The following is a 24,866-nucleotide window of genomic DNA, read 5'->3' on the forward strand; positions in this document are numbered from 1 at the left end:
CTCGCAGGTTCGGCGCGCCCCATATTGCGCGCCTGCCGCAGCTACCAACTAGGGGACGTCCTGACATGAAACTTCGCTATTCGATCGCCGCAAGCCTGATGGCCATCAGCGCGGCCACCGTAATCGCGGCACCCGCCCAGGCCCAGCAAACGACATCTGCGGTCCGCGGCACCGTGGTGTCGGCTACGGGCCCGGTTGCCGGCGCCGATGTGACGGTGACGCACGTTCCGTCGGGGACGACGCAGCGCACCACCACCGATGGCAGCGGCAATTTCTCCGCCAACGGCCTTCGCGTGGGCGGCCCCTTCACGGTCGAGATTTCGGCCGGCGGCTTCGAACCGGTCCAGGTTACCGACCTGTTTCTCGAGGCCGGACAGCCGTTCCGCCTGCCGATCGAAATGCAGGAAGAGGCGATCGTCGTCACGGCGTCCGCCCTGCGCGGAACTGTCGCGACCTCGAACGGCCCGGTCACGGCGCTCGACCGCACGGCGATCGAAGGTGCGGCATCGCTCAACCGCGATATCCGCGACCTCGCGCGTCGCGACCCGCTCGTCAGCCTCGACCTGACCAACAGCCGCGCGATCGAGGTTGCGGGCAACAATGGTCGTCTCAACCGTTTCTCGGTCGATGGCGTGCAGTTCAGCGACGACTTCGGTCTCAACAACGGCGGTCTGCCGACCGCGCGCGGCCCCGTCCCCTTCGACGCGATCGAGCAGTTCTCGGTCAAGGTTGCCCCTTACGACATCGCCGAGGGCGATTTCCAGGGCGGCGCCGTCAACGTCGTGCTGCGGTCCGGCGGCAATCGGTTCCATGGCGGAGCCTTCTTCTCCTACACCGACGACAACCTCACCGGCAGCCGCAGCCGCGGCAACAACGTCACGCTCGACTTCGACAGCAAGCAATATGGCGGCTATCTGAGCGGGCCAATCATCAAGGACAAGCTGTTCTTCATGCTTGCCTATGAACGGACCAAGGAAAGCGACCCGTTCGACGATGGTTTCGGGCCCGGCTTTGCCAATCAGATTCCCGGTCTGACACAGGCGGTTGTCGACCTGGTCAGCCAGACGGCGCAGTCGCGTTACGGCTATGACACGCTGGGATTGTCGCCCAACGCGGTCGAATCGGACGAAAAGCTGATCGGCAAGCTCGACTGGAACATCAATGACAAGCACCGCGCCTCGCTGACCTATATCCGCAATGTCGGAACTCAGCAGTCGCAGCAGAACACCTTCACCAACCCGCCCTATTCGCTGGGCTTCCAGTCGAACGGCTACGAACTGGGCGAAGAAGTCAACACCGGCATCTTCGAACTGAACTCCAACTGGTCGAGCCGGTTCTCGACCCAGGTGCGCGTTTCCTACCGGGACTACAACCGGTCGCAGACGCCGTTCGGCAGTCGTGATTTCCCGCAGTTCGACGTCTGCACCGACGCCGTTTCGGGCGGATCGTCGTCGACGAGCTGCACCGGCACCAGCCTGGTGTTCGGACCCGATATCAGCCGTCATTCCAATGCGCTGAACACCGAAAATCTGTCGGTCGACTTCACCGCTCGGCTCGATGCGGGCGATCATGCGCTCCGTTTCCTCGCAGGCTATACCGACGTCACGGTATTCAATCTGTTCCTTCAGCGTTCGCTCGGCCATTTCTATTTCGACAGCATCGCCGATTTCCTGGCCGGCAATGTGTCGCGGCTGCGCTACGGCAACGCGGTTCCCAGCCTCGATCCGGACGACGCAGCGGCCCAGTTCGGCACGCAGAACTACACGATCGGCCTGCAGGACGACTGGCAGATCACACCCGATCTGACGCTGTCGGCAGGTGTGCGCTATGATCTGTTCGGCAATGACGCGCGTCCGCCGCTCAATCCGAACTTCCTCGCCCGCTACGGATATCACAATCGCGAGACGTTCAACGGGCGCAGCGTCGTGCAGCCGCGTGTCGGCTTCAACTGGAAACCGTCGGACCGCCTGATCGTTCGCGGCGGCGTCGGCATTTTTGCCGGCGGCACCCCCGACGTTTATCTCTCCAACGTCTTCTCCAATACCGGACAGTTGACCAACTCGATTGACATCCGGCCTTCCAATTGCGCGACATCGGCCACGTGCGACGCCCTGACGGGCATCACCAGCGGCGCGATCACGCAAAGCGTGAAGGACTATCTCGCCACCAACATCGGATCGCTGGCCGCCGCGCAGACCGACAATATCGACCCGAATCTGAAGCTGGCCCGAAAGCTCAAGACCTCGCTGCAGGTCGATTATGAAGCCGACCTCGGCACGCTGGGCGATGGCTGGCTGTTCGGCGCCCAGTTCCTGTACGACAAGAACATCTACGGCTATCAGTGGACCGACCTGCGTTCGGTCCCGACCGGAGCGGTTCTTCCCGACGGGCGCCCGGCCTATGGTCCCTTTGGCGGCAGCGCGACGACGAATCGCGACCTGCAACTCACCAACAGCAAGAAGGGGCGCGGTTATTTCGCCACGGCCCGCTTTGCCAAGAGCTGGGACTTCGGCCTGTCGATCGACGGCAGCTATACCTATTCGAACGTCAAGGATGTCGCGGCGATGACCTCGTCGACCTCGTCGTCGAACTATGGTAACAACATCTTCGTCGACCCGAACTTCGCCGCTTATGGCCGATCGCTCTACGAGTTCCGTCATCAGTGGAAATTCGGCTTTGATTTCAAGCGCGAATTCTTTGGCGACAATGAAACGCGCTTCAGCCTGTTCGGCGAATATCGCTCGGGCCGTCCGTACAGCGTGACAATGCTCGACAACAGCGGCGGCCGCGGCGCGGTCTTTGGCACCGTCGGCAATCTGGGAAGCATGGCGCTGTATGTTCCCAACCTGAACGACACCAGCAAGGTCGACTTCGACACGCCGGCGAGCGAGGCGAATTTCAACGCGCTGGTTTCGGCATTGGGCCTCGAAAAATATCGTGGCCGAATCGTGCCGAAGAACAGCCAGCGTTCGCCCGATTTCTTCAAGGTCGACCTGCACGTTAGCCAGGAAATCCCGGCTCTGGTCGGTAACGCCAAGTTCAAGCTGTTCGCCGATGTCGAAAATGTGCTGAACCTGATCGACAGCGACTGGGGCGCGCTACGCCAGGTGTCCTTCCCCTATGCGGCGTCTCTGGTCGAGGTGAGCTGCATCACGGATGGCGCCAACGCCTGCGCCAAATATCTCTATAGCGAAGTCGAAGCGCCCAACACGACGCTGGTCACGCGCCAGTCGCTTTATGGCGTCCGCGTCGGCGTGAAGGTCAACTTCTGATCCTTCGCCTCGAACGGAACAACAATGCGGCGCGGGAGGAAACTCCCGCGCCGTTTTCGTTGCAGAATGGGAAAACTCGTCGGAAGACCGGTCAATCGGTCGCGATGCGGCGGGCGGTGTCGGCGACCAGCGCGATCATGTTGGGAACGCCCTGGGTGCGGTTCGATGAGAGTTGGCGCGTCAGGTCGAAGGGGGCGAGACGGCCCGCGATGTCCATCGCCGCGACCTCGGCGGCCGGCCGGTCCTGCACCGCGGCGAGGACGAGCGCGACGATGCCCTTGGTGATCGCCGCGTTGCTGTCCGCGAGGAAATGCAGCCGTCCGTCGTCGCGCGGGACCGGATAGACCCAGACGCTCGCGCTGCACCCGCGCACCAGCGTCGCATCGGTCTTGAGTGCATCGGGCATCGGTTCGAGGGTGCGGCCGAGGTCGATCAGCAGGCGATAGCGGTCGTCGCTGTCAAGGAAATCATATTCTTCGAAAATGTCGTCGAGGCTGCGCATGGTGCGCCAGTGACAGATTCGGGGTGCGGATGGAAGGGGCTCCGCCCCCTCTTTTGCCGCCCCCGCCCGCGCGGGGACGACCTTTCCTTTTACAGGTCGACCCCCGCGGCGATCGCCTCGAGCTTGCGCAGCCGTTCCTTGAGGTCGGCGATCTCGATCCGCGAGCCGGCGTGCGGCACGGCGGGATCATGCGCCGCCGACCGGCCGGCGGCAAGTTCCTCGCGCTTGAGGTCGATCCAGTCGCGCCAGCCGCGCAGCGCCGCGAGGCTGACGATGCCGAGCGCGGTCAGGGCAACCGCCGCGGTCACGAGGTTGGCGGCGAGATCGGAAGCAATGGTGGCCATGGTTCGGCTCCTTCTCTTCGTCCCGTTCAGGGATGCGAACGGTCGCGCAGCTTCTCGATCTCCTCGTCGAGGCTGGCGGCGCGGTTGGTGTCGGTGGCGATGCGTTCGAGGACCTGGATCCGCTCCTTGAGCTGGCGGATCTCGGCCTGGAGCGCCCTGGTTTCGGCATCGTTGCCGGCAGCGATATATTCGGCTCCATGGGAATCACGGCGCACGCCATATTTCGCGCGGAGGATGCTGCCGATGGTCACGATCAGAACGATGCCGATCACCATTTCAAAGGGGTTCATGGGGGAGGTTCCTTTCGCCTGTCGGTCTGGTTGTCGGTCCGGCCGTCAATTCAGGGGCGCATCACGCAGCTTGTCGATTTCCTGGGCGACGTCGATGCCTCGGTCGGTGACGATGCGTTCGAGGACGCGCACACGCGCTTCGAGCCGTTCGGTCTGCGCGGCATATTGCGCCGCCTTTTCGGCCGTCATTTCCGACTGTTTCTCGATCATCTTCTGCTGGTGCTTGGTCCAGATGAACAGACCACCGACGATGAACGGAGCGAGCGGGATCAGCGCATAAACCATATCTTCCATGTCCGCCTCCTCAGTTCGCCGGGCGCCGCAGCGCCTCGATCTCGTGGCTCAGCCGGTGACCTTCGTCGGTGACGATCCGCTCGACCACTGCGAGCCGGTCCTTGAGCGAGCCGAGCTCGGCGCGGAGCTGGGCGTTTTCCTGGCTCAGCAGCTTGATGCGCTCCATCGCCTCGTCGCCGGTCTTGGGATAGACCGCCTGTCCCCAGGCGCCGTCGAGCGGATAGCCGTTCTTGATCCGCATCCAAGTGGTGACGACCCAGCCGGCGATACCGGCGACGCCGATGATCGCGAGGATCGGGCCGATGGCGTTGATGATACCGAGTTTGTCCATAATTCCTCTCCTCAGCGCAGCCGGTCGATCTGCTCGGCGAGCTGCGCCGCGCGGCCGTTCGCGTCGGTGGCGATGCGTTCGAGCACCGACACCCGCTCCTCCAGCCGCGTGATCTGGGCCGAAAGCTTGGCATTGTCGTCCGTCAGCAGCGCGATTTTTCGATCAGCGTGGGGGTCGGTTCGATGAACCGTGCCGCCCCATTCATTCTCGATCGGATAGCCGTGCCTCGCACGCACCCAAGTGGTGAACATCCATCCGGCGATCGAAAGGCCGATGATCGCGATAACGAAGGCGGGTCCTCCCCAGCTCATGGTCTGTCTCCCTGTTGCCCGGTCCCGCTCAGCGCAGTGCGTCGATCTCGTCGGCGAGGCGGCGGTTGTGGCTGGTATAATATTGTTCGATGTCGGCGAGGCGGCGGTCGATGTCGCGGAAGCGCGAGCGGATGTCGCGCGTCGAGGCGCTGGGGTTCGAGCGCACGCCCTGCCAGAATTTCGCTTCCTCTGCCGAGCCATAGAGCGCAAGCGGTTTGGGCGTTCCCATCCAGGCGACCAGCCAGTAGGCGATCAGCGTCCAGGGGAAGCCGCCCATCAGCGTCAGCAGCACCGCGCCGACCCGGACCCAGAGGACGTCGATTCCGATATAGTCCGCGATCCCCGCACACACGCCGCTCCACTTGGCATGCTGTTTATCGAGATAGAATTTGGTGCGGCTGGCAGACATCTCAGTTCCTCCTGCTCATGTTTTCAAGCTGCGCCAGATCCTCGTCGCTGCGAACCGCGGGGCGGAAGTCGGGATGATCGGCGCTGATGATCCGTTCGACGGTATGCAGACGATTCTCGAGCCGGCGCGCGGTATCGTAGAGTTCGTCGAGCAGCTGCTCATCCTCTCCGGTCAGCGTCTTGGCCTGTTTCCACCGCGTGATGTAGTGGAGGATCAGCCAGGGCAGACCGAGGAAGAGGGTGCCGATGACGATCGGGACGATGATGATCTCTTCCATCGGTCCGGCTCCTTACTGCTTGCCCTGCGCCGCCTTGAGTGCGGCCAGTTCGTCGGCGACCTTGTCGGCGGCCTGCAGTTCGGCGATCTCTTCGTCGAGCGACTTCTTGTAGCCGAGACCCAGCGCCTCGGCGCGGCCTTCGGCCTCGTCGACGCGGCGTTCGAGGATCTCGAAGCGCGAGAAGGCGTCCTGGACGCGATCGCCATTGGTCATCTCGCGCAGGCGATAGCGGTTCTCCGCGCTTTCGAGGCGGTTGACGACGCTCGACTGGCGGGCCCGCGCCTCGCCCAGCTTTTTCTGGAGCTTGGCGATATCGGCTTCATAGCCCTTGAGCGCATCGTCGAGCACCGCGATTTCGCCTTTCAGCCGTTCGGCCATGTCGCCGGCCTTCTGCTTTTCGACGAGCGCGGCGGTGGCGAGGTCCTCGCGGTCCTTCGACAGCGCGAGTTCGGCCTTTTCCTTCCAGCTGTCCTGCAGGCTTTCGAGCTTGGCAATATGGCGGCGCATTTCCTTCTGGTCCGCGATGGTGCGGGCCGCAGAGGCGCGAACCTCGACCAGCGTCTCGTTCATCTCGAAGATGATCTGGCGGATCATCTTTTCGGGATCCTCCGCCCGGTCGAGCAGATCGGTGACGTTGGCGGCGATGATGTCGCGGGTCCGTGAGAAAATACCCATTTTACTACACTCCTGTCGAAACACGTCCGAGCCCTTGGCAGGGCCCCTTTTGAATGCTGGTGCCGGGGCGGGGCAAGGGGGGAGAGAGCCCCGGCACCAGAGCCGGTCAGGCCATGCGGCCGACCGTCGGGGTCGATGCAGCCGCCGCCAGCATCGCGGTCGGGGTTCCGGCGGCGCTGGCGGCGATCCGAGGCTGGTCGAGCACGCCGACGAGAATGGCCAGCGCACCGACCGCGCTGAACGCGAAGGTAGCGGCCTGGGCAAGGGTCGTCTTCATGGATCGAACTTCCTCATTCTGCTGCTCCGGCACGACATGCGCCGGTTCGCCTTATTCTATGCAGAGGGCGTGCCAATTGCCCGAAAGCACCGGAAAAGCGCGCAACTTTACACTGAAATCGCCTTGCAAGCCGATTCCACTTGCCATTCAACGGGAAATTTTGCCAATAGTTGGGAATGGAGCGCGAAACGCAGTTCATCGGGCAATCGGCGGCCTTTCAGGATGCGGTCGACCGCGCGAGCCAGGCGGCGCTGCTCGACCGCCCGGTGCTGGTGATCGGCGAGCGCGGCACCGGCAAGGAACTGATCGCCGAACGCCTGCACCGCCTGTCGGCGCGCTGGGACAAGCCCTATGTGATCCTGAACTGCGCCGCGATGCCTGAGACGCTGATCGAGGCCGAACTGTTCGGTCACGAGGCGGGCGCGTTCACCGGCGCGACGCGCAGCCGCGCGGGCCGTTTCGAGGAAGCCGACGGCGGCACATTGTTCCTCGACGAACTGGCGACGATGTCGATGGCGGCGCAGGAGCGGTTGCTGCGCGCGGTCGAATATGGCGAGATCACGCGCGTCGGCGCGTCACGCCCGGTGCGCGTCGACGTCCGCATCGTCGCGGCGACCAACGAGCATCTGCCCGCGCTGGTAGAGGATAACCGCTTTCGCGCCGACCTGCTCGACCGGCTGTCGTTCGAGGTCATCACCCTGCCCCCGCTGCGCGCGCGCGAGGGCGATATCGAGGTGCTCGCGACCTATTTCGGGCAGCGCATGGCGGCGGTGCTCGGCTGGGAGGAATGGCCGGGCTTCGGCCCGCGCGCGCTCGCGGCGATGGAAGGGCACGACTGGCCGGGCAACGTCCGCGAACTGCGCAACGTCATCGAGCGCGCCATCTATCGCTGGGCCGACGCGACCCGTCCGGTCGACGCGCTGAGCTTCGACCCCTTCGCGAGCCCGTGGCAACCCACGGTGCAGCGCAAAGCCGCGGCGCCCGACGCCTCCGCGCCTTCGGCCGCAGCCAGCGAAGCCGCGCCGGCCGCGCCACCTTCGGGCCCGGTCAGCGACCTGCGCGCCGCGGTCGACGGCTATGAAAGGCAGATCCTCGCCGACACGATGGCGCGCTGCCGCTATAACCAGAAAGTCGCGGCCGAGGCGCTGGGGCTCAGCTACGACCAGATTCGCCATGCGCTGAAGAAGCATGGGCTGAATCAATAACCTCGCCCATTCCTTCGTCATGTCGAATATGTTTCGGCATCCATGGTTCCGACGATGGGCCCTGAAACGGCTTGGCCTGTAAGCCCTTCAGCTTGTTCCCCGGCGAAAGCCGGGTCCAGATGGCGTCGTGCTGCCCCGCATGGACCCCGGCTTTCGCCGGGGAACAGCTACGCGTCGGAACGGGAGTAATTGCCAAGCAAGTCCGGGGTGACGATTTCCGGCAGGCTCGGCCTCCTATTGCGGCAATTGCCGCTCCAGCGCCTCGACCACCGCATCCTGCGTCGCCGCCATGTCGGCGAGGCGGTCGCGCAGCGCATAGATGTCGGGCAGACCGTCGATGTCCTCTGCGACGCTGCGGTCGAGATAGAGCCGGTCGATGTCGGCGAGCGCGCCGGTGAGCGGCGCGCGGGTCGCCTGGAGGCGCGAGATCGCCTGCTGCGCGACGACCCAGCGTTCGCTGGCGACCGCGGCGCCCGAAGCGGCCGAGACGAGCGTCGCGGCGGTGCCGCGTTCGGCGGCGAAGGCTCTCTGCGCGGCGACGGCATCGGCATCCCATCGCGCGAGGCGGCCGGCGAGGTCGGCGGGCAACGGCCCCGGCGGGTCGACGACGACTACGGGTGGCGCGACGTCGAATCGTCCCTCAACCGGCCGCTTGGCCAGCGACGGCGCCCCGTCCCCGCCCGCGGCGGCGCAGGCCGAAAGCGACAGGGCGGCGGCGATCGCCAGTGGACGGGAAAGCGGGATGCGCGTCATCGCCGCCCCTGATATGGGGGCCGGCGCGGGACGGCAAGCCGAATCGGAATGCGCACCCATCGGGATTCCGCGAACGGCGACGAAATCGCCGAAAAGCCCGGAAACATGCGGTTGACAGAAAGCCCCGGTCCCGCTAGTGGCGCGGTCTTTCCCGCATGCCGGAAAGTTCGCCTGCTTCGGCGGGCGGTCGGCAGCGCGGGCGATTTAGTTTTTGATTGGATGGAAGACCATGTTCGCAATCGTGCGCACGGGCGGCAAACAATATCGCGTCGCCGCTGGAGACAAGATCGCCGTCGAGAAGATCGAGGGCGCGGCCGGTGACACCGTGTCGCTGGGCGACATCCTGCTGGCCGGCGACGGCGGCGAGGTGAAGGACGCCAAGGGACTAACCGTCTCTGCCGAGATCATCGCCCAGACGCGCGGCGAGAAGGTCATCGTCTTCAAGAAGCGCCGCCGGCACAATTACCGCCGCCGCAACGGCCACCGCCAGTCGCTGACGCTGCTGCGCATCCTGTCGGTCGGCGAAGCCAAGAAGGCCGCCCCGAAGAAGGAAGCGGCGCCGAAGGAAGACGCCGCCCCGGCCGCCGAAGCCAAGGCTGCGCCCGTCGAGAAGAAGGCTGCAGCGCCGAAGAAGGCCGCCGCGCCCAAGGCCGAAGCCACCGAGAAGAAGCCCGCCGCCAAGAAAGCGGCCCCCAAGAAGGACGCCTGAGCGCGCTCGTCCGCGGCTCGGCAGAAGTAAGGAGCATCAGTCATGGCACATAAGAAGGCAGGCGGTTCGTCGCGCAACGGCCGCGACTCGCAATCCAAGCGCCTTGGCGTGAAGAAGTTCGGCGGTCAGGAAGTGATCGGCGGCAACATCATCGTGCGCCAGCGCGGCACCAAGGTCTATCCGGGCGTCAACGTCGGCATCGGCAAGGACCACACGCTGTTCGCGACCGCGGACGGCCGCGTCCGATTCCACGACGGCAAGCTCGGCCGCAAATATGTGTCGGTCGACTGTATGGCGGACGCCGCCGAATAAGGGACGATCCTGCCGCGGTCGTCCACCAAGGGACGACCCGGGACCGCCCTTTTCCGCCCGACGCGGAAAACCAGGTTCGAAAAGAGGGAGACGGGTCGCCCCGGTCTCCCTTTTTTCTCGCCCTTATTCCGTCGCTTGACGGACGGGCGCGAAAATCGGGCCGATCATCTCCCTCGCACATCGACTGTCGCCAAAGCGTCACCATCTGGCGCCAAGGCGACAGCCAAATGGGAGTGATGAGAATGTTTGCGCGTACCGATAGACTGTTGCTGCGGCCCGGCTGGCTGGAAGATGCCCCGGCGCTCGCCCGTGCGATCGGCGACGAGGCGGTGGTGCGGGGCCTCGCCCGCGCGCCCTGGCCCTATGGCGAAGCGGAGGCTTCAGCCTTCCTCGACCAGCCGACCGCCCCCGACCAGCCGCGCCTCCTGATCTTCGCGCGCACCGGCGCCGCGCCGCGCCTTGTCGGCGGCTGCGGCATCGCGCCCGGCCCCGACGATGGGCTCGAACTCGGGTACTGGATCGCGCGGCCCTATTGGGGGCTTGGTTTCGCGACCGAGGCGGGGCGCCAGCTCGTCCGCATCGCCCATGCGATGAAGCTGCCCAAGCTGACCGCCGGCCATTTCGTCGACAACCCCGCGTCGGGCGCGGTGCTGCGCAAGCTGGGATTTCGGCCGACCGGTCGGGTCGTGCCGCGTCACAGCCTCGCGCGCGGGGGCGAAGCACCCTGCGCGCTGTTCGAGCAGGGCGACGGTGACGGCAGCGATGCCGTCACCCCCATGCGCGGCCGCGTCGGTTTCGACGAGGATTTCCGCGGCGAGCTGCGCCTGATGGCGGCCTGATCCGCCGCCCCCGCCTCAGGGCAGGAAGGGCGCCGTCACCGTGTCGGGCGCGCGGCCTTCGGGCCGCGATGCCTTGACCATGCGTGCGACCTCTTCGAGCAGGCGGGCATTTTCCATCACCACGCCGTCCTTGATCGTGTGGATGATGCCGGCGGTGCGGACCATCTGACCCGACGCATCGAGCGTGTTGGCGCCGAAACCATAAAGGAAGGCCAGATTATAGGCCGGGTTGCGGTCGACGATCAGCAGGTCGGCGGCATAACCCGGACGCACTAGGCCCAGCTTGGCCTCGCGCAGCGTCTCGGCGCTGTTCAGCGTCGCCGCCTTCAGCACCTCGTAATTGTGCAGCCCCGCCTCGCGCAGCAGTTCGAGTTCGCGGACGTTGGAGAAGCCGGGGGTCGCCCAGATATAGCTGTCGTCGGTGCCATAGGCGACGCGGCCGCCTTCCTTGTTGAAGGCATAGATCAGCCGGCCCCACAGGTCGTAGGCCTTGCTCCACGCCGCCTCGTCTTCCGACGACCAGTCCCAGAAATAGCCGCCGTGCAGGTTGCGGTTGGGGAGGAACTTCTCCCACAGCAGCTGATGCGTATATTTCTCGTGCCACGGCAGCCCCTGCGCGCGCAGGATGTCGCGGTTGGCCTCGTAGACCACGCGCGTCGGCAGCATGGTCACGCCGGTTTCGGCGAGTTCCTTTGCCACCTCGGTCAGCAGGCGGGTGCGCGCGGGCTCGCGGTCGGCCTCGGTCCAGACCATGCCGGCGTGGCGAAAGCGGTGGCTCTCGTCATCGTAATTATAGTCGCGAGGGAAATCCTGCACCGTGCGGTCGAGCGCGGATTCGGCATAGCCATAATGATGCTCGATCATCGTGACTCCCAGCTTCGCGGCGGTCAGCGCGTCGACGACGGCGGTAGTCGCGGGCGGCAGATGGACCGAGGTGATCCCGCCTGCGGCATAGACGGCCTTGCACACCGCGCCGAAAAGCTCGCGGTTCCAGGCGATCGGCCCGACGCTGACGACATGCGCGCCCTTCGCGGCGATCTCGCGCGCGATGCGCGGCGCCTGCGACGGGTCCTCCTGCTCCTCGCGCGTGTAACCGGGCAGATTGCCCCACGTCCAATAGGGGTAGAGGCGCGGCGCGAGGATGCGGTTGGCGGCCGACAGGCGCTGCTGCTCGAGCGCGTGCGGCATGCCGCGGTCGGGCACCATCACTTCCGAGGTCACGCCGTGGGCAAGCTTCAGATAATGGTTGTAGGCCATCGGAAGCGGATCTTCGCGGATGTGCATATGCAGATCGATCATGCCGGGCATGACGAACTTGCCTGTCGCGTCGATGACCCGGTCACCGGTAGGCCGGGAGCTCGCGCCGCGACGGCCGAGCGTCACCGGGTCGAGCGCGATCATCTCCGCGATCCGGTTGCCCTCGATCACGATGTCGTAGGGACCGGCCGCCGGTCCGCCATGTCCCGGAATCACCATCGCATTGAGGATAACGAGGCGGCGATAGGGACCCGCCGCCAGATCGCCATGAGCCTGCGCCGGCGCGACAGTTGCCGACGGAACGACCGCCGCACCCACGGGAAGCGCGGTGCCCGATGCGAGCATCGCCACGCCCGCCGCCAAGCCCATCGCCTTCTTCATCATCCTGCGCATACCATCCTCCCTCGTCATCCCGTCGTTATTGTTCGAAAGCCCGGTCCGTCCGGGCCGCCCGTCATCCCCGACCGGCCGCCGCAAAGCGCGCGCCGCGCTCGTCCACCTGATCCGCCGCACCGTGCCCGAAGGCCGCGGGCTGCCAATCCTCGTCGTCGTCCTTCGCGCCCGACAGGCTCGGCAACAGGAAGGCGTCGGCGAGCGCCGCCCGGTCGAGCCCGCCGCCAGCGGCCGGGAACTTCGCGCCGAACCCTTCGATTCCTTCGGCCGCGGCGAGGATACGCGTCCGCAACCGCTCCCCGAGCGACTGGCGGACCGGCTGGCCGGCGAGGATCTTGATCCAGCTGTTCCAGCTGATGCCGATGCGGCACATGATGTCGGCCTGGCCGCCGGCGAGGGGGACGATGTCCTCGACCAGCATGGGATTGATGATGCACATGCGTTGCTTGTGCTGCTTCACCTCGATACTCCTTTTCCTGCGACCATCGGTAGGGCGGCCGCGCAGCCGGCGCGGCGTGGGCCGGGCGGCCCGAACCCGATCGAATGGCGACTCCTGCGTCCCGAACCGGTCACATCTCCAATATAGCGGCATAACGTCGAATTTACTTGGAATTTTCGGTACATTATACGATGATCATCCGGATAATTCCGCATTATCCGGAGAATAATCGATGCTGAATGACGCCGACCGCCGCATTCTCAAGGTCATCCAGGCCGAAGGCCGAATCACCAACCAGGAACTGGCGAACCGGTGCGGCCTGTCGCCGTCGGCCTGTTTCGACCGGCTGAAGCGACTGCGCGAACAGGGTTATATCCTGGGTTTCCATGCCCTGCTCAACCCGACCAAGCTCGACCGCGCGCTGCTGATCTTCATCGAGGTGCTGATGGACCGCACGACGGGCGACGTGTTTCAGGAGTTCGCGGCGTCGGTTTCGGTGATGCCGGAAATCCTCGAATGCCACATGGTGGCCGGCGGTTTCGACTATCTGATCAAGGTGCGCGTGCGCGACATGGAGGCGTATCGTGCCTTCCTGGCCGACACGCTGGTGCACATGCCCGGCGTGCGCGAGACGCGCACCTATGCGGTGCTGGAAGAGGTCAAGAATTCGGCCAGCCTGCCGCTGTGACCACCGCGCCCTGGCGGACGGGGGGCGGACGCCCGGCGCGCGCATCCGTCCCCTTCCCTATTGCCCGGCCAGGCGGCTCTTGCGCGCGCCATAGGCCAGATAGACGCCGGCGCCGATCAGGTTCCAGATCAGGAACCGGCCCTGTGTGACCGCCGGCAGGCTGATGAACAGATAGAGGCAGCCGAAGATCGCAACCAGCCCGACGACCCAGGGCATCGGTGCGCGGAACTGCCGCGGCAGGTCGGGTCGGCGCACGCGCAGCACAATCAGGCACAGGCCGACGGCGACGAACGCGGCGAGCGTTCCCGCATTCGCCAGCTCGGCGATTTCCGCCAGCGGGAAGAAGCCCGCGATGCCCGACACGACGATCGCGGTGCCGATCGTCACCGCCACCGGCGTGCCCTTCGCATTCACCCGGCCGAGCCGTTCGGGCAGCATCCGATCGCGCGCCATGACGAAAAAGATGCGGCTCTGCCCGAACATGAAGGCCAGGATCACGGTCGGCAGCGCGACGACGGCCACCGCGCCGATCAGCGTCGCGACACCCGGATGGCCGAGTTGGCGCAGCACATAGGCGAGCGGCTCGCCCGAGCGCGAAAACTCCATGAACGGCATCGCACCGATCGCCGCCGCGGCGACCGCCATATAGACTAGTGTGCACACGACCATCGAGCCGATGATGCCGATGGTCAGGTCGCGCGCGGGATTCTTCGTCTCCTCCGCCGCGGTCGACACCGCGTCGAAGCCATAGAAGGCGAAGAAGATGATCGCGGCCGCCGCCATCACGCCGCGCACCTGCCCGTCCACCTCATGCGCGGCGAAGCCATAGGGCATGAAGGGCTGGAAATTGCCGGCGTCGAATGCCTTCATCGCCAGCACCACGAAGGCCGCGAGCGCCGCGATCTTGAGCACGACGAGCGCCATGTTGAGCGTGGCGCTTTCGCGCGTGCCGACCAGCAGCATTCCCGCCACCGCCGCGACGATCAGGATCGCCGGCAGATTGATGATCCCGCCGGCATGCGGACCGGCGGCAAGCGCGAGCGGAACGTCGATCCCCGCCGCCTGCAGGAAGCCGACCGCATAGCCCGACCAGCCGACCGCGACCGCCGCGCAGACCACCGAATATTCGAGCACGAGGCTCCAGCCGATGACCCAGGCGACGCCTTCACCGATTACCGCGTAGCTGTATGTATAGGCGCTGCCCGACACGGGCATCAGCGTCGCAAGTTCGGCATAGGCGAGCGCGGCGCAGACGCAGACCAGCCCGGCGACGACAAAGGCGATGATGACAGCGGGCCCTGCCCGCTCCGCGCCGACGCCGATCAGCGTATAGATGCCGGTCCCGACGATGGCGCCGACGCCGAGGCCGATCAGATGCGGCCAGCTCAGCGTGCGATGGAGCCGCTGGGTCTCGCCGACCGCTCCGATCGTGTCGATCGCCTTTCGGCGGGTCAAAAAAGACATGAGGGTTCTCCCGCCCGGCCGCCGCAGCAACCGGGGTCAGGACCGGGGGCCGCCGGGACCCGGCCCTTCGCGGCAAGCGGAGGGCGGGACGCCGGCGGACCCTGCGGACCGGATGCTTACTGGCCGAGTTTCGCCTTTTCGGTTTCGACCATGGCGGCGACGTCGGCGAGCAGCTTCTTCGCGTCGTAGACGATGCCGTCCTTGATCGTGAACTTCACCCCGCCGACGACTTCCTGCCGGTTTGTTTCGGGATTCAGGCGCTGGAAGCCGGTGCCATAGAGCGTTTTCAGATTCTGGAGCGGGTTTTCGGGGACGATCACCAGATCGGCCAGCATCCCCGCACGCACCGCACCGATCGGCGGCGTTTCGCCGCGCGGTTCGTACAGCGTCTGGGCGCCCATCATCGTCGCGGCGCGCACGACCTCGAGCGGCGAGAAGCCCGCTTCACGCAGCAATTCCATTTCCTCGACATAGGCGAAGCCATAGACCTTCCAGATGAAGCCCGAATCGGTGCCGACCGTCACGCGCCCGCCCATATTCTTGTAATCGTTCATCAGCCGCATGAAGAGACCATAGAATTTCTTCCACGCGAACTCATTCTCGGTCGTCCAGTCATAGAAATAGGAGCCGTGATTGTCGCGGGTCGACTGGAAATAGTTCCAGAGCTGCGGCGTCGTATAGCGCGCGTGCCAGTCGGCGTTGCGGGCACGCATCAGGTCGCGCGATGCGGCATAGATGTTGAAGGTCGGGTCGAAGGTGACGTGGTTCGCCTTCTGCGCGTCCAGATATTCCTGCCACTGCTTGGAACCCGGGCCATAGACCTGATTCCAGATTTCGGCGACCTCGCCGAAGCGATGCTGTTCGTTGTTATAGTCGTAGCCCGACGGGAAATCCTGGATCGCCCGCCCCTTGAGCAGCGATTCCATGTGCCCGTAATAGTGGGTGACGGTGTTCAGTCCCGCCTCACCCGCCTGACGGGCGTTGAAATTGGCGACGCCGATCTGGCTGAGATGCGCGGTCGTCCCCAGCCCCATCTTCTTCGCCTCGTCGAGCGCGGCCGAGAAGACGTCGGGGGTCTCATTCTCCCGGTTGAAGAACTTGATGCCGTCGATGTTGTTCTGCTTGGCCCAGCGCACCCACGCGCGCGCCTTTTCGGGCGTGTCGACGACGCCGCCCGACCAGCCGGCGCCCAGCGTCTGATAGTTGAAGATGCGCGGCGCCACGATCTCGTTGCGCGCCGAGCGGTTCTTTTCATTGCTAGCGACCGCAGGTGCCGAAAGCGGCACGCCGCGCACCGTCGTCACGCCATGCGCAAGCCACAGCTTGTAGGCATAGCTGGCATCGGGCGCCTTGTCGGGTCCGGGCAGGTGGACGTGCATGTCCGTGAAGCCGGGCAAGACGTACATGCCGGCCGCGTCGATCTCGTAATCGGCGTCCTGCGCGATGCGGTTGCTGCCGGACGGAAGCCCCGGCCAGCCCGACTGGGAGATAGAGGTGATGCGATTGCCTTCGACAACGATGTCGAACCGGCTGCGCGGCGGTCCGCCGGTCCCGTCGATGATGGTGGCATTGCGGATCACCATCTTGCGGAAGGGACCGGCGCCTTCGCCGGCGCCGCGGGCGGGGGCCCCCGCGGTCACGGGAAAGGATGCCGCGGGCGCGGGGATCTTTTCATCGCCGCGCTGATGCGCGCCCGCCGGGGCGGCGAGCAGCAGCGCCGCGAGCGCGATCTTCGTGAATTTCCGTTTCATATATTCTGTTCCCCCTGTCGGTACAGATGCTTCAAATACGAACGATCGACCATTGTTTGCCGGCGGGCGCAAGCCCCCTGTCGATCGCGGTCCCGATTCTTCCTTCCGCCATGGCGGAAAAATGGGACGGCCCGCCGTGGGCCGTCCCCCTTTCGGTTCAGGGCAGCGGAACGCCTTCTTCGGGCAATCCCATCCGCTGTTTTTCGGCCTTCACCATCTCAGCCACATCGGCGAGCAGCTTCTTCGCGTCATAGACGATGCCGTCCTTGATCGTGTAGCTGACCCCGCCGACGCGTTCGAGCCGCTGCGTCTGCTCGTTGAGGCGCAGCGCGCCGGTGCCGTAGAGCGTCTTGAAGTTCTGGAGCGGGTTTTCCTTCACCAGCACCATGTCGGCGAGCTTGCCGACGCGCACCGTGCCGATCGGCGGCGCCACGATGCCCTTGGGCTCATAGAGCGTCAGTGCGCCGTTCAACGTCGCGGCCTGCACGACCTGGCTGGGGTTGAAGCCGGCCTCCTGCAACAGCTCCAGTTCCTCGATGAAGCCGAAGCCGTAGGTCTTGAAGATGAAGCCCGAGTCCGACCCCGCGGTGACGCGGCCGCCGATATTCTTGTAGTCATTAATCAGCTGCATGAATTTCTTGTAGAAATTCCGCCAGCGCACTTCCCGCTCGGTCGTCCAGTCGAAGAAGTAGGAGCCGTGATTCTCCCGCGACGACTGGAAGAAGCCCCAGAGCTGCGGCATCGTATAGCGCGCGTGCCAGTCGGCGTTGCGCGCATGCATCAGATCGCGCGACGCGGCATAGATCGTCATCGTCGGATCGAAGGTGACGCCATTCGCCTTCTGGCTTTCCAGATATTCCTTCCACTCGGGGGTTCCCGGATTGAAGCTTTCGCGCGCCAGATTGGCGACGTCGCCGAAGCGGTGCTGCTCGTCCATGAAATTATAGTCGGGCGCCCAGTCCTGCACCGGCCCGTTCTTGAGCAAGGATTCGAAATGGCCGTAGAAGTGAGTCACGGTGCCTAGGCCGGTGGCGCCGGCGTGTTTTGCGTCCATCCTCCCGACGCCGATCTGCGACAGGTGCGCGACGGTGCCGATCTGCTGCTTCTTCGCTTCGTCGAAGATCGCCTCCAGCACCTCGGGCGGCTGGTTGGCGTCGGCGCCCAGCTTGATGCCGTCGATCCCCGCCTTCGCCGCCCAGCGCACCCATTCGCGCGCCTTTTCGGGCGTGTTCGTCAGACCGCCGGTCCAGCCGCGTCCCATGCCCGGCCGATGATAGGAAAAGATGCGCGGCGCGACGATCTCGTTGCGCGCCGAACGCGCCCGCTCGCTGAGCGAAATCTCGAACGGCGCGAGGTCGACGCCGCGAACCGAGGTCACACCGTGCGCGAGCCACAGCTTGTAGGAATAGCTGAGGTCGGGCGCCTTGTCGTCGCTCGACCCGTGGACGTGCATGTCGATGAAGCCCGGCAGCATGAACATGCCGGTCGCGTCGAGCTCATAATCGGCATCGCGCGGCGCGCGGCCGTCGACGAGCGGCAGCCCCGGCGTACCGGCGGCCTCGATCGAGGTGATAATGTTGTTCTCGACCACCACGTCGACCGGACCGCGCGGCGGCGCACCGCTGCCGTCGATCAGCGTGACGCCGCGAATGACCATCTTGCGGAACGGCCCGGCGCCCTCGCCCGGCTGGCGCGCGGGGGCGGGAACGGCACCCGCGCGCGGCTTCGTCGCCTGCGCGGCGGGGCTGGCGGTCTGCGCCAGCCCGGACACCGCCGGAATGGCGCAAAGCAGCCCGGCCGCCCCGGCCATCAGAACGCGTCGTGTCGTCGATCCCAGTTTTTTCCCCAGTTTTTTCATTGACCCTCTCCCGTTGGAAGCCCCTGAACCGATACCGTCGTGGGAGGGCGGGCGCACCGGCAGGAGCTCCCCGGCGCGCCCGCCGTCCCGTCAGCGGAACCGCTTCGTCAGATTGAGGCCGATGGTGCGCGGCGGCGCGCCATGGGTGACCGTCAGCCCGCCGGTGTTCCCGCTGCTCGACTTGGTCGTGATCGCCTCGGCATTGAAGATGTTGTTCACATAGAGGTGCGCGCTCCAGTCGCCGTCGGGCGCCTGGATACCGAACCGCGCATTGAACAGGGTGTAGTCGTCGACCTTGCGGCGATAGGCGTCGGTCTTTGCCAGCGTCGAGTAGGACGAGCCGGCATAGGTGCCGTCGAACCGGACCAGCCCTTCGAGGGTGCTGCTGAGCGACCACAGATATTCGGCCGAGGCGCTGACGTTCCACTTGGGAACGAAGGGCAGCCTGTCGCCCTTGCGGCCTGCCGCGATGACGATGGTGCTGACCTGATCCTCCGACAGCTTGGCGTCGGTATAGCCGACGTTGGCGATCAGCGAGAGACCGCCGACCGGCGACGCGTTGAGTTCCGCCTCGAGCCCCTTGATGCGCGCCGCGCCGACGTTCGAGATCAAGCCGAACACCGAGCCCGCGCCGGCGGTGCGCGCCGACACCTGCATGTTCGTCCAGTCGATCTGATAGCCCGTCAGGTTGAAGTAGACGCCGCTGATCGGCTGGCTCTTCAGGCCGAGTTCGTAGTTCCACAGGCTGTCGGCGGTATAGCCGGCGAGTGCGACCGGCAGACCGTTCGCCTGGTTGACGCCGCCCGGACGGAAGCCTTCGGCCGCTTGGGCATAGATCATCAGGTTACGGCTGAACTCATAGGCGAGGTTGAACTTGAAGACGAAGCCGTTCTCCTTCGACCGCGCCTCTCGATAGGGGCTGGGCTTCGAGGCGTAGTGAATCTGCCCCTGATCGACGACGCCGCCGACCGTCTTGTCATATTCGTACCAGCGCGAACCGACGGTCGCGGTCAGTTTCTCGAAGAATTCATAGGACAGTTCGGCGAACAGCGCCTTCTGCTTCAGATGGTCGCTGATCGTGCGGTCGTAATAGATGTTCGCGGCCACGAAGGGCAGCAGCTGGCCGTTGCGCGGATCGGCGGCGAGCAGCGTCGAGCGCACCGTCGTCTTGCGATCCTCCATATAGCCGCCGACGGTCCAGTTGAACGGGCCGCCGTCGGTCGAGCTCACGCGGATCTCGTTCGACCAGTTGCGCACGCTCTGCGGCTGATACAGGCTCGAATAGAGGATCGTGTTGGTGAGATCGAGATAGGAAGCGAGTTCGGTCGCCGAGCAGGTCAGCGCGGTGTTGCCGAGCAGATATTGCGCGCAGCCGGCCGCCGTGGCGCGGCCGTTGAAATTGTCGCTGACGTCGCCGACGGTGATCTTGTCGCGGTCGAAATAGGTCGACACCGCGGTCAGCGCCACCGGCCCGAAGTCGTAACGCAGCGTGCCGCTGTAGATACGGTTCGTGTCGTAGTTGCCCGATTCGGACCGCGCGCTGGTGACGTGCCGCTGGCCGGTTTCGTAGAACCAGCGCGACGCATCGGTCGACACCTTCGAATAATAGGCGCCGAGGTCGATCGTCAGCTCGTCGGTCGGCGTGAAACGCAGCAACGCGCGGCCGCCGAGGGCATAGCCGTCGTTGATGTTCCTGGTGCCGTAAAAATTATTGTCGATGTAGCCGGCGAACTGCTGATAGCTGCCGACGACGCGCAGCGCGAGCTTGTCGGTCGCGATCGGCAGGTTGATCATGCCGTCGACCGAGGCGCCCGGGCTGCCGCCCTTCACCGCCGACAGATTCACCGACCCCGCGCCTTCGAGCGTGTCGGTCTTCGGCTTTTCATAGATGATGCGGACGGTGCCGCCCATCGAACCCGAGCCGTAGAGCGTGCCCTGCGGGCCGCGCAGCACCTCGGCGCGTTCGACGTCGAAGACGCGGAAGTCGGGGGTGCTGCCCGCGGCGTCGCTCGACGTGCCGACCGATCCCGATACCGGCGATTCGTCGTAATAGATGCCCACCGTCGGTTCGCCCGCGCCAACGACGCCGCGCAGGATGACGCGCCGGTTGCCCGGGCCGTTGTCGACGATGCGCAGGCTGGGCGTGTCCGACGTCAGTTCGGTGAAGCTGGTGGTGCCCGCGCGCTCCAGCGAATCGCCCGTCACCGCCGAGATGGCGAGCGGCGTGTCCTGAAGGCGCGTGCCGCGCTTCAGCGCGGTCACAATGATTTCACCGCCCGTCGCCGCGCTCTGCGCGCTGTCGTTCTGCGTATCCTGTGCGGCCGTATCCTGTGCCATCGCCGGAGCGATTCCGGCGACGCCCATCGCCGAAACCATCAGTACGGCCCGTGTGAAACGGGCAACGCGACCAACGAAAATCTCACTGTCTCCCATGTTGCTAATCCCCTTTTTGCGAATTCCGACCGTGAATTCTTCAGTTATCGGATGCTATCATCGGGGTTTCCGAAGGTGCGTGGTATTTTCATCCGAAATCCGGATTTAATTCTCCGTTTTACGTGAAATTCGTCAATTCTTCGGGCCTGTTGGAAAATTTCCCGATAGATCATCATGATTCCGCCCTGACGGAGCGCCCCGCTCCGTCGCCAGTATGGGCAGACGGCCGATATCCGTGCCAAACCGGGGCGAAATCGCTCCTCTCGGCCGTCGTGAGGACGACTCGAAAGCGGACCCGAGTTGCGAGTCCGCGGCGGCGACAAGGGCGCCGCGCCTTGCTAGGCTATCGCCGGACGGTCGAATCGCGCCGAGCGGGGTCGAGCGGTTGCGCAGTCAGGGGAGAAACAGGGGCGTGGACATTCCGGACGATATTTTCACCGAGCCCGATCCGATCGACGCCGACACGCTGGCGCATCTGGGGCCGCTGCGCCGGCTGGCGGGCATTTGGGAAGGGCATCGCGGGGTCGACCTCAACCCCAAGGCCGAGGGACCCGAGCGGAAATCCTATTACGAGCGTATCGAGATGCATCCGATCGACCCGCAGACCAACGGGCCGCAGCTCTTCTACGGCTTGCGCTATCATGTGCACATCAACACGCCCGACGAGGACATCGCCTTCCACGATCAGGTCGGCTATTGGCTGTGGGAGCCGGCGACCGGCCTCATCCTGCAGACCGTGGCGATCCCGCGCGGGCAGGTGGCGATCGCGGCGGGACACGCCACGCCGCAGGCGACGAAGCTGATCCTGACCGCGGAGCGCGGGCGGACCGACTATGGCATCTGTTCGACCACCTTCCTCGAACTCGCGTTCCGGACCGACAGCTATCGCATCGAGGTGAGCTTCCACCGCGACGGATCGTGGAGCTACATATCCGACACGAGCCTGATGGTGCGCGGACGCGACGTCGCGTTCCAGCACCGCGACCGGAACAGGCTGACCAAGATCGCCGAACCCGACCTCAACCCCTGGGCCAGGACCGTCAGGGACCGAAAGGCGGCCGCCACGCCGCAACGGGCGGACTGACGCACGGTGGCGGCGGTCCTCCGAAGGATCGCCGCTTGGGTCAGGACCCTAGGTCCGCCGATACATCATCTGCCCCATCGTTCGCGACTTGCGCACCAGATAGCGCCCCGGCAGGATCAGGCCGGACCGCGCGCCGTCGCGCGTGACCATCATGCCGAACCGCGGAATCATCACGATCCGGGGCCGCCACTGGTAGACATCCCGATGAGCGCGTCGCCCGCCCATGACCTCTCTCCTCTCCTTGCCTTAAGCGCAAGGAAAGCGCGGGCCGGATCACGGCGCGAAACCGCGGCCCCGTCGGATCGGTGGGCGGTAGACGAAGTGATCGGCAGCGAAAACGACTCCGGAAAGCCCCGAGTAGCGGCGGCCGGGGCAAGGACGTTCATGACCCGTACGTAAGTTATTGAAAATTCTGAACTCGGAAGCGAACGACAATGTCCGCTTCGCGCTTCATCCCGGCTGTTTGCGTTGGCGTTACAGGTCATCTGAAACGGTTGCTTTGGGGAATATGTGTTCAAGTCCGTGGCTGGTCTTCGTCGGTGCAAGTGGGTCGACGCCGTCAGATGTCCGCACAATGTTGATCATCGCGTCCAAGGGAGTCGATCTGTCTTGCAAGCGCCGCGATGACGAGCGCAACATAGTCAGCCTTTCCTGCCGTGCGTGCGATGACCGGCAGGCCTGAGAGGAAGCCCGTCAGGCTCGAAATCATCAGCACCGCGCGCACCTGTGCCTCGGTCTCCGTCAGCTGCCCGCCCGTCGTCTGCACGATCAGATCGGTCGCAAGTTCGATGCCCGGGCGCCACAATTCGGCATAGAGAATCTCGAAGGCCGGACCGGGGCTTGCGATTTCGCGCTGGACGAACAGCGACGGATTCTGCGCCCCCGGGGTTGCGAGCAGGAAGCGCGCCAGCGCCGCAAACAGCCGCTTGAGCAGCGCGCGCGCTGCGTCGGGCGCCAGCGGTTCCTGCAGTGCGGCATAGGATGTCAGCGCCACGGCGCCCATGCCTTCGCGATAGCGCGCGACGATCGCGTGCGCGCAGGCGAGATAGAGGCCGCGCTTGTTGCCGAAATAATAGGTGAGCGCGGGCAGGTTCACGCCCGCCTCCCTGGCGATTTGCCGGGTCGTGACGCTGGCGAAGCCGCTGTTGCCGAACGCGGCGAGCGCGACGGCGAGGATGCGGGCGCGCGTCTCCTCGCCCTTGCGATAACCGTCGGAGGCGGTGCGGAGCGGGGTGGCCGGGGTTGCGGAGCGCGGCATCGGCGGTTCAATCCCTTTTGCTTGAATTTATATCAATTGATATATATGGCCGATGCCATCTCGTCGAGAGGGAGATGGATATTGATCACGCGCGCGACGCTCGACACTCTGTGGGCGAAGGTGGAATCGCAGCGGGATCGGGTGCCCGCGATGTACGGCAAGGTCGATTTCCGGGCCATTCCCGAACGCTTCGCCGCGGCGCCGGGCGATCCGACCGCGCTGTCGGGCAAATATGACCGCGACCGCGATGCCTTGCTCGCCGATCCCGACCGGGTCGAATTCATCCGTGCCTATACGATGACCGGCGATGCGACCGCCGATGCCTATGCCGCGCTGATGCGCGAATATGGATTCCGCGCGCTGGTCGACATGCTGACGCGCGCCTGCGATGAAGGCGTCGAGAACGTCCCGGGGGCACCGCCCGAACTGGTCGCCTTCATCCGCGACATGGAGCGGATTCCCGACTGGCTCGACATGAAGCTGGTCGAGGAAGGCGCGCGGATCGACCGCAATTCGGCCGCCAATTTCGGCCCGTTCATCATTCGCGGGGCCTTCATCGCGACCTTCATGAACAAATATGCCGCGCTGCCGATGGCGATCACCGGCACGCTGTCGAGCCAGACCGCGGCGCGCCGCGTCAAGGATACCGCGACATTCTTTACCACCTCGCTGCTGCCCGGCGCGCTCGAACGTCATGGTCCCGGCTTCAAGGCCGCGGCGATGGTGCGGCTGATGCATTCGATGGTGCGTGCGAACGTGCTGCGGCGCCCGGACGACTGGGACATGGACGTCTATGGCATTCCGATCCCGCAGGTCGACCAGATGCCGGCCGGGCTGATCTCGGTCTTCCTGCTGTCGTACAGGATGATCGAGGAGGGGCGTCACGAATTCACCCCCGCCGAGCGCGCGACGGTCGAACTGGCCCGCTATCGCTGTTTCCTGCTCGGCCTGCCCGAGGAACTGCTCGCCGACACGCCGCAGGGAATCGTCGATCTGATGAACGCGCGGAGCGGCACGCTCCGCAGCGGCTATGACGACAGCACCTGCGGCGAACTGCTGCGCGCGACGATGGCGGCGGACCTGCGCTCCGACGATTCGCTGCGCGCCCGCCTGCACGAAATCTTCGAGCGCGCCTTTGCCAAGCTCTTCTTCGTCAAGAGCTTCATGGGCGGCGACAAGGCGAAGGCCGCGGCGATCGGCGTCCATCTCACCGCCGGCGACGTCGCGCTGGCGGCGATCGCCGGGCTGTTCATCTATGCCCGGATTCGGCTTTATGCGCTGGCGGCCCATATTCCAGGATTGCGTGCGGTCGCCGACCGGCGGCTGATCGCCAAGCTCAAGGCGCAACTCGCGAGCTATGGCCATGCCGAATTCACCACCGACGCCGCGCAATACCGCCCGTCAGCGCCGCCGGTGCCCGCCGAATAGGTCGGCGCGGCCG

Annotated in this window: 27 protein-coding genes; 8 read left to right on the forward strand and 19 right to left on the reverse strand. The window is 65.3% G+C overall.

Translation table 11 applies throughout. The features are described from left to right. Nucleotides 1–65: 65 nt before the first annotated feature. Nucleotides 66–3,272 carry a TonB-dependent receptor gene (locus C3E99_RS12710; protein ID WP_076076819.1) on the forward strand — a complete coding sequence of 1,069 codons (3,207 nt, stop codon included), beginning with the start codon at nt 66–68 and terminating at the stop codon, nt 3,270–3,272. Nucleotides 3,273–3,363: 91 nt separating this feature from the next. Here the strand turns inward: C3E99_RS12710 and C3E99_RS12715 are convergent, their stop codons facing one another. From C3E99_RS12715 to C3E99_RS19785, 10 genes are all read right to left on the reverse strand, one after another. Next, on the reverse strand, nt 3,364–3,774 hold the full coding sequence (locus C3E99_RS12715) for a SufE family protein (RefSeq protein ID WP_076076822.1): 411 nt from the start codon (nt 3,772–3,774) through the stop codon (nt 3,364–3,366). Nucleotides 3,775–3,863: 89 nt separating this feature from the next. Next, the gene (locus C3E99_RS12720) at nt 3,864–4,118 is read right to left on the reverse strand and encodes a hypothetical protein (protein ID WP_174521638.1); all 255 of its coding nucleotides are present in this window, start codon (nt 4,116–4,118) and stop codon (nt 3,864–3,866) included. A gap of 26 nt (nt 4,119–4,144) precedes the next feature. After that, nucleotides 4,145–4,408 (reverse strand): hypothetical protein, encoded by a 264-nt coding sequence (locus C3E99_RS12725; protein ID WP_076076824.1) that lies wholly within the window; start codon nt 4,406–4,408, stop codon nt 4,145–4,147. A gap of 45 nt (nt 4,409–4,453) precedes the next feature. Continuing rightward, nucleotides 4,454–4,702 (reverse strand): hypothetical protein, encoded by a 249-nt coding sequence (locus C3E99_RS12730; protein WP_067185928.1) that lies wholly within the window; start codon nt 4,700–4,702, stop codon nt 4,454–4,456. Nucleotides 4,703–4,712: 10 nt separating this feature from the next. Then, nucleotides 4,713–5,033 (reverse strand): hypothetical protein, encoded by a 321-nt coding sequence (locus C3E99_RS12735; RefSeq protein ID WP_067106379.1) that lies wholly within the window; start codon nt 5,031–5,033, stop codon nt 4,713–4,715. 11 nt (nt 5,034–5,044) lie between these two features. Beyond that, the gene (locus C3E99_RS12740) at nt 5,045–5,344 is read right to left on the reverse strand and encodes a hypothetical protein (RefSeq protein ID WP_067185930.1); all 300 of its coding nucleotides are present in this window, start codon (nt 5,342–5,344) and stop codon (nt 5,045–5,047) included. A 28-nt stretch (nt 5,345–5,372) separates the two neighbouring features. Beyond that, the gene (pspC, locus tag C3E99_RS12745; protein WP_067106375.1) at nt 5,373–5,753 is read right to left on the reverse strand and encodes an envelope stress response membrane protein PspC; all 381 of its coding nucleotides are present in this window, start codon (nt 5,751–5,753) and stop codon (nt 5,373–5,375) included. A 1-nt stretch (nt 5,754) separates the two neighbouring features. After that, complete coding sequence (pspB, locus tag C3E99_RS12750) at nt 5,755–6,030, reverse strand: envelope stress response membrane protein PspB (protein ID WP_067185932.1); 276 nt, start codon at nt 6,028–6,030, stop codon at nt 5,755–5,757. Between the two features lie 12 nt (nt 6,031–6,042). Then, entirely contained in the window at nt 6,043–6,705 is a 663-nt protein-coding gene (gene pspA, locus C3E99_RS12755) for a phage shock protein PspA (protein WP_067106372.1), read from the reverse strand. A gap of 106 nt (nt 6,706–6,811) precedes the next feature. Next, entirely contained in the window at nt 6,812–6,982 is a 171-nt protein-coding gene (locus tag C3E99_RS19785) for a hypothetical protein (RefSeq protein ID WP_156482980.1), read from the reverse strand. A 176-nt stretch (nt 6,983–7,158) separates the two neighbouring features. Here C3E99_RS19785 and pspF point away from each other — a divergent pair, with 176 nt between their 5' ends. Continuing rightward, nucleotides 7,159–8,187 carry a phage shock protein operon transcriptional activator gene (pspF, locus tag C3E99_RS12760; RefSeq protein WP_076076827.1) on the forward strand — a complete coding sequence of 343 codons (1,029 nt, stop codon included), beginning with the start codon at nt 7,159–7,161 and terminating at the stop codon, nt 8,185–8,187. Nucleotides 8,188–8,421: 234 nt separating this feature from the next. Here the strand turns inward: pspF and C3E99_RS12765 are convergent, their stop codons facing one another. Further along, nucleotides 8,422–8,940, reverse strand: a complete 519-nt coding sequence (locus C3E99_RS12765) for a hypothetical protein (RefSeq protein ID WP_076076828.1) — start codon at nt 8,938–8,940, stop codon at nt 8,422–8,424. Nucleotides 8,941–9,169: 229 nt separating this feature from the next. On the opposite strand from C3E99_RS12765, the gene rplU reads away from it, so the two are divergent. The 3 genes from rplU (at nt 9,170) to C3E99_RS12780 (ending at nt 10,800) form a co-directional block, all read left to right on the forward strand. Next, nucleotides 9,170–9,649 (forward strand): 50S ribosomal protein L21, encoded by a 480-nt coding sequence (gene rplU, locus C3E99_RS12770; RefSeq protein WP_067106367.1) that lies wholly within the window; start codon nt 9,170–9,172, stop codon nt 9,647–9,649. A gap of 42 nt (nt 9,650–9,691) precedes the next feature. Continuing rightward, on the forward strand, nt 9,692–9,961 hold the full coding sequence (rpmA, locus tag C3E99_RS12775; protein WP_067106365.1) for a 50S ribosomal protein L27: 270 nt from the start codon (nt 9,692–9,694) through the stop codon (nt 9,959–9,961). Nucleotides 9,962–10,203: 242 nt separating this feature from the next. Next, nucleotides 10,204–10,800, forward strand: coding sequence for a GNAT family N-acetyltransferase (locus C3E99_RS12780; RefSeq protein ID WP_104959850.1), 597 nt, complete (start codon nt 10,204–10,206; stop codon nt 10,798–10,800). Between the two features lie 15 nt (nt 10,801–10,815). Here the strand turns inward: C3E99_RS12780 and C3E99_RS12785 are convergent, their stop codons facing one another. After that, entirely contained in the window at nt 10,816–12,450 is a 1,635-nt protein-coding gene (locus tag C3E99_RS12785; protein ID WP_199775010.1) for an amidohydrolase family protein, read from the reverse strand. Between the two features lie 61 nt (nt 12,451–12,511). After that, nucleotides 12,512–12,910, reverse strand: coding sequence for a hypothetical protein (locus tag C3E99_RS12790; protein WP_158682280.1), 399 nt, complete (start codon nt 12,908–12,910; stop codon nt 12,512–12,514). Between the two features lie 211 nt (nt 12,911–13,121). On the opposite strand from C3E99_RS12790, the gene C3E99_RS12795 reads away from it, so the two are divergent. Continuing rightward, nucleotides 13,122–13,577 (forward strand): Lrp/AsnC ligand binding domain-containing protein, encoded by a 456-nt coding sequence (locus tag C3E99_RS12795; RefSeq protein WP_067106361.1) that lies wholly within the window; start codon nt 13,122–13,124, stop codon nt 13,575–13,577. A 57-nt stretch (nt 13,578–13,634) separates the two neighbouring features. Here the strand turns inward: C3E99_RS12795 and C3E99_RS12800 are convergent, their stop codons facing one another. The 4 genes from C3E99_RS12800 to C3E99_RS12815 form a co-directional block, all read right to left on the reverse strand. Then, nucleotides 13,635–15,041: an amino acid permease gene (locus tag C3E99_RS12800; protein WP_076076833.1), complete on the reverse strand. Its 1,407-nt coding sequence runs from the start codon at nt 15,039–15,041 to the stop codon at nt 13,635–13,637. 116 nt (nt 15,042–15,157) lie between these two features. Beyond that, complete coding sequence (locus tag C3E99_RS12805) at nt 15,158–16,792, reverse strand: amidohydrolase family protein (protein WP_104959851.1); 1,635 nt, start codon at nt 16,790–16,792, stop codon at nt 15,158–15,160. Nucleotides 16,793–16,949: 157 nt separating this feature from the next. Further along, nucleotides 16,950–18,650 carry an amidohydrolase family protein gene (locus C3E99_RS12810; RefSeq protein WP_234002471.1) on the reverse strand — a complete coding sequence of 567 codons (1,701 nt, stop codon included), beginning with the start codon at nt 18,648–18,650 and terminating at the stop codon, nt 16,950–16,952. Nucleotides 18,651–18,740: 90 nt separating this feature from the next. Continuing rightward, nucleotides 18,741–21,026, reverse strand: coding sequence for a TonB-dependent receptor (locus tag C3E99_RS12815; RefSeq protein WP_234002472.1), 2,286 nt, complete (start codon nt 21,024–21,026; stop codon nt 18,741–18,743). A 469-nt stretch (nt 21,027–21,495) separates the two neighbouring features. On the opposite strand from C3E99_RS12815, the gene C3E99_RS12820 reads away from it, so the two are divergent. Further along, nucleotides 21,496–22,167, forward strand: a complete 672-nt coding sequence (locus tag C3E99_RS12820; protein WP_076076834.1) for an FABP family protein — start codon at nt 21,496–21,498, stop codon at nt 22,165–22,167. A 48-nt stretch (nt 22,168–22,215) separates the two neighbouring features. On the opposite strand, the gene C3E99_RS19790 is transcribed toward C3E99_RS12820, so the two are convergent. Continuing rightward, the gene (locus tag C3E99_RS19790) at nt 22,216–22,392 is read right to left on the reverse strand and encodes a hypothetical protein (RefSeq protein ID WP_158682282.1); all 177 of its coding nucleotides are present in this window, start codon (nt 22,390–22,392) and stop codon (nt 22,216–22,218) included. Nucleotides 22,393–22,726: 334 nt separating this feature from the next. Then, nucleotides 22,727–23,425, reverse strand: a complete 699-nt coding sequence (locus C3E99_RS12825; protein ID WP_067185952.1) for a CerR family C-terminal domain-containing protein — start codon at nt 23,423–23,425, stop codon at nt 22,727–22,729. A 45-nt stretch (nt 23,426–23,470) separates the two neighbouring features. Between C3E99_RS12825 and C3E99_RS12830 the strand changes: the two genes are divergently transcribed. Further along, the gene (locus C3E99_RS12830) at nt 23,471–24,853 is read left to right on the forward strand and encodes an oxygenase MpaB family protein (RefSeq protein WP_076076836.1); all 1,383 of its coding nucleotides are present in this window, start codon (nt 23,471–23,473) and stop codon (nt 24,851–24,853) included. Nucleotides 24,854–24,866: the final 13 nt, after the last annotated feature.

The organism is Sphingopyxis sp. MG, from assembly GCF_002953155.1.
Lineage (GTDB): Bacteria > Pseudomonadota > Alphaproteobacteria > Sphingomonadales > Sphingomonadaceae > Sphingopyxis > Sphingopyxis granuli.

Excerpts from the sequence above, each read along its gene's own strand:
- C3E99_RS12710 (WP_076076819.1), top strand. The coding sequence starts at position 66 with ATGAAACTTCGCTATTCGATCGCCGCAAGCCTGATGGCCATCAGCGCG.
- C3E99_RS12715 (WP_076076822.1), bottom strand. The coding sequence starts at position 3,774 with ATGCGCAGCCTCGACGACATTTTCGAAGAATATGATTTCCTTGACAGC.
- C3E99_RS12720 (WP_174521638.1), bottom strand. The coding sequence starts at position 4,118 with ATGGCCACCATTGCTTCCGATCTCGCCGCCAACCTCGTGACCGCGGCG.
- C3E99_RS12725 (WP_076076824.1), bottom strand. The coding sequence starts at position 4,408 with ATGAACCCCTTTGAAATGGTGATCGGCATCGTTCTGATCGTGACCATC.
- C3E99_RS12730 (WP_067185928.1), bottom strand. The coding sequence starts at position 4,702 with ATGGAAGATATGGTTTATGCGCTGATCCCGCTCGCTCCGTTCATCGTC.
- C3E99_RS12735 (WP_067106379.1), bottom strand. The coding sequence starts at position 5,033 with ATGGACAAACTCGGTATCATCAACGCCATCGGCCCGATCCTCGCGATC.
- C3E99_RS12740 (WP_067185930.1), bottom strand. The coding sequence starts at position 5,344 with ATGAGCTGGGGAGGACCCGCCTTCGTTATCGCGATCATCGGCCTTTCG.
- pspC (WP_067106375.1), bottom strand. The coding sequence starts at position 5,753 with ATGTCTGCCAGCCGCACCAAATTCTATCTCGATAAACAGCATGCCAAG.
- pspB (WP_067185932.1), bottom strand. The coding sequence starts at position 6,030 with ATGGAAGAGATCATCATCGTCCCGATCGTCATCGGCACCCTCTTCCTC.
- pspA (WP_067106372.1), bottom strand. The coding sequence starts at position 6,705 with ATGGGTATTTTCTCACGGACCCGCGACATCATCGCCGCCAACGTCACC.
- C3E99_RS19785 (WP_156482980.1), bottom strand. The coding sequence starts at position 6,982 with ATGAAGACGACCCTTGCCCAGGCCGCTACCTTCGCGTTCAGCGCGGTC.
- pspF (WP_076076827.1), top strand. The coding sequence starts at position 7,159 with ATGGAGCGCGAAACGCAGTTCATCGGGCAATCGGCGGCCTTTCAGGAT.
- C3E99_RS12765 (WP_076076828.1), bottom strand. The coding sequence starts at position 8,940 with ATGACGCGCATCCCGCTTTCCCGTCCACTGGCGATCGCCGCCGCCCTG.
- rplU (WP_067106367.1), top strand. The coding sequence starts at position 9,170 with ATGTTCGCAATCGTGCGCACGGGCGGCAAACAATATCGCGTCGCCGCT.
- rpmA (WP_067106365.1), top strand. The coding sequence starts at position 9,692 with ATGGCACATAAGAAGGCAGGCGGTTCGTCGCGCAACGGCCGCGACTCG.
- C3E99_RS12780 (WP_104959850.1), top strand. The coding sequence starts at position 10,204 with ATGTTTGCGCGTACCGATAGACTGTTGCTGCGGCCCGGCTGGCTGGAA.
- C3E99_RS12785 (WP_199775010.1), bottom strand. The coding sequence starts at position 12,450 with ATGCGCAGGATGATGAAGAAGGCGATGGGCTTGGCGGCGGGCGTGGCG.
- C3E99_RS12795 (WP_067106361.1), top strand. The coding sequence starts at position 13,122 with ATGCTGAATGACGCCGACCGCCGCATTCTCAAGGTCATCCAGGCCGAA.
- C3E99_RS12800 (WP_076076833.1), bottom strand. The coding sequence starts at position 15,041 with ATGTCTTTTTTGACCCGCCGAAAGGCGATCGACACGATCGGAGCGGTC.
- C3E99_RS12805 (WP_104959851.1), bottom strand. The coding sequence starts at position 16,792 with ATGAAACGGAAATTCACGAAGATCGCGCTCGCGGCGCTGCTGCTCGCC.
- C3E99_RS12810 (WP_234002471.1), bottom strand. The coding sequence starts at position 18,650 with ATGAAAAAACTGGGGAAAAAACTGGGATCGACGACACGACGCGTTCTG.
- C3E99_RS12815 (WP_234002472.1), bottom strand. The coding sequence starts at position 21,026 with ATGGTTTCGGCGATGGGCGTCGCCGGAATCGCTCCGGCGATGGCACAG.
- C3E99_RS19790 (WP_158682282.1), bottom strand. The coding sequence starts at position 22,392 with ATGGGCGGGCGACGCGCTCATCGGGATGTCTACCAGTGGCGGCCCCGG.
- C3E99_RS12825 (WP_067185952.1), bottom strand. The coding sequence starts at position 23,425 with ATGCCGCGCTCCGCAACCCCGGCCACCCCGCTCCGCACCGCCTCCGAC.
- C3E99_RS12830 (WP_076076836.1), top strand. The coding sequence starts at position 23,471 with ATGGCCGATGCCATCTCGTCGAGAGGGAGATGGATATTGATCACGCGC.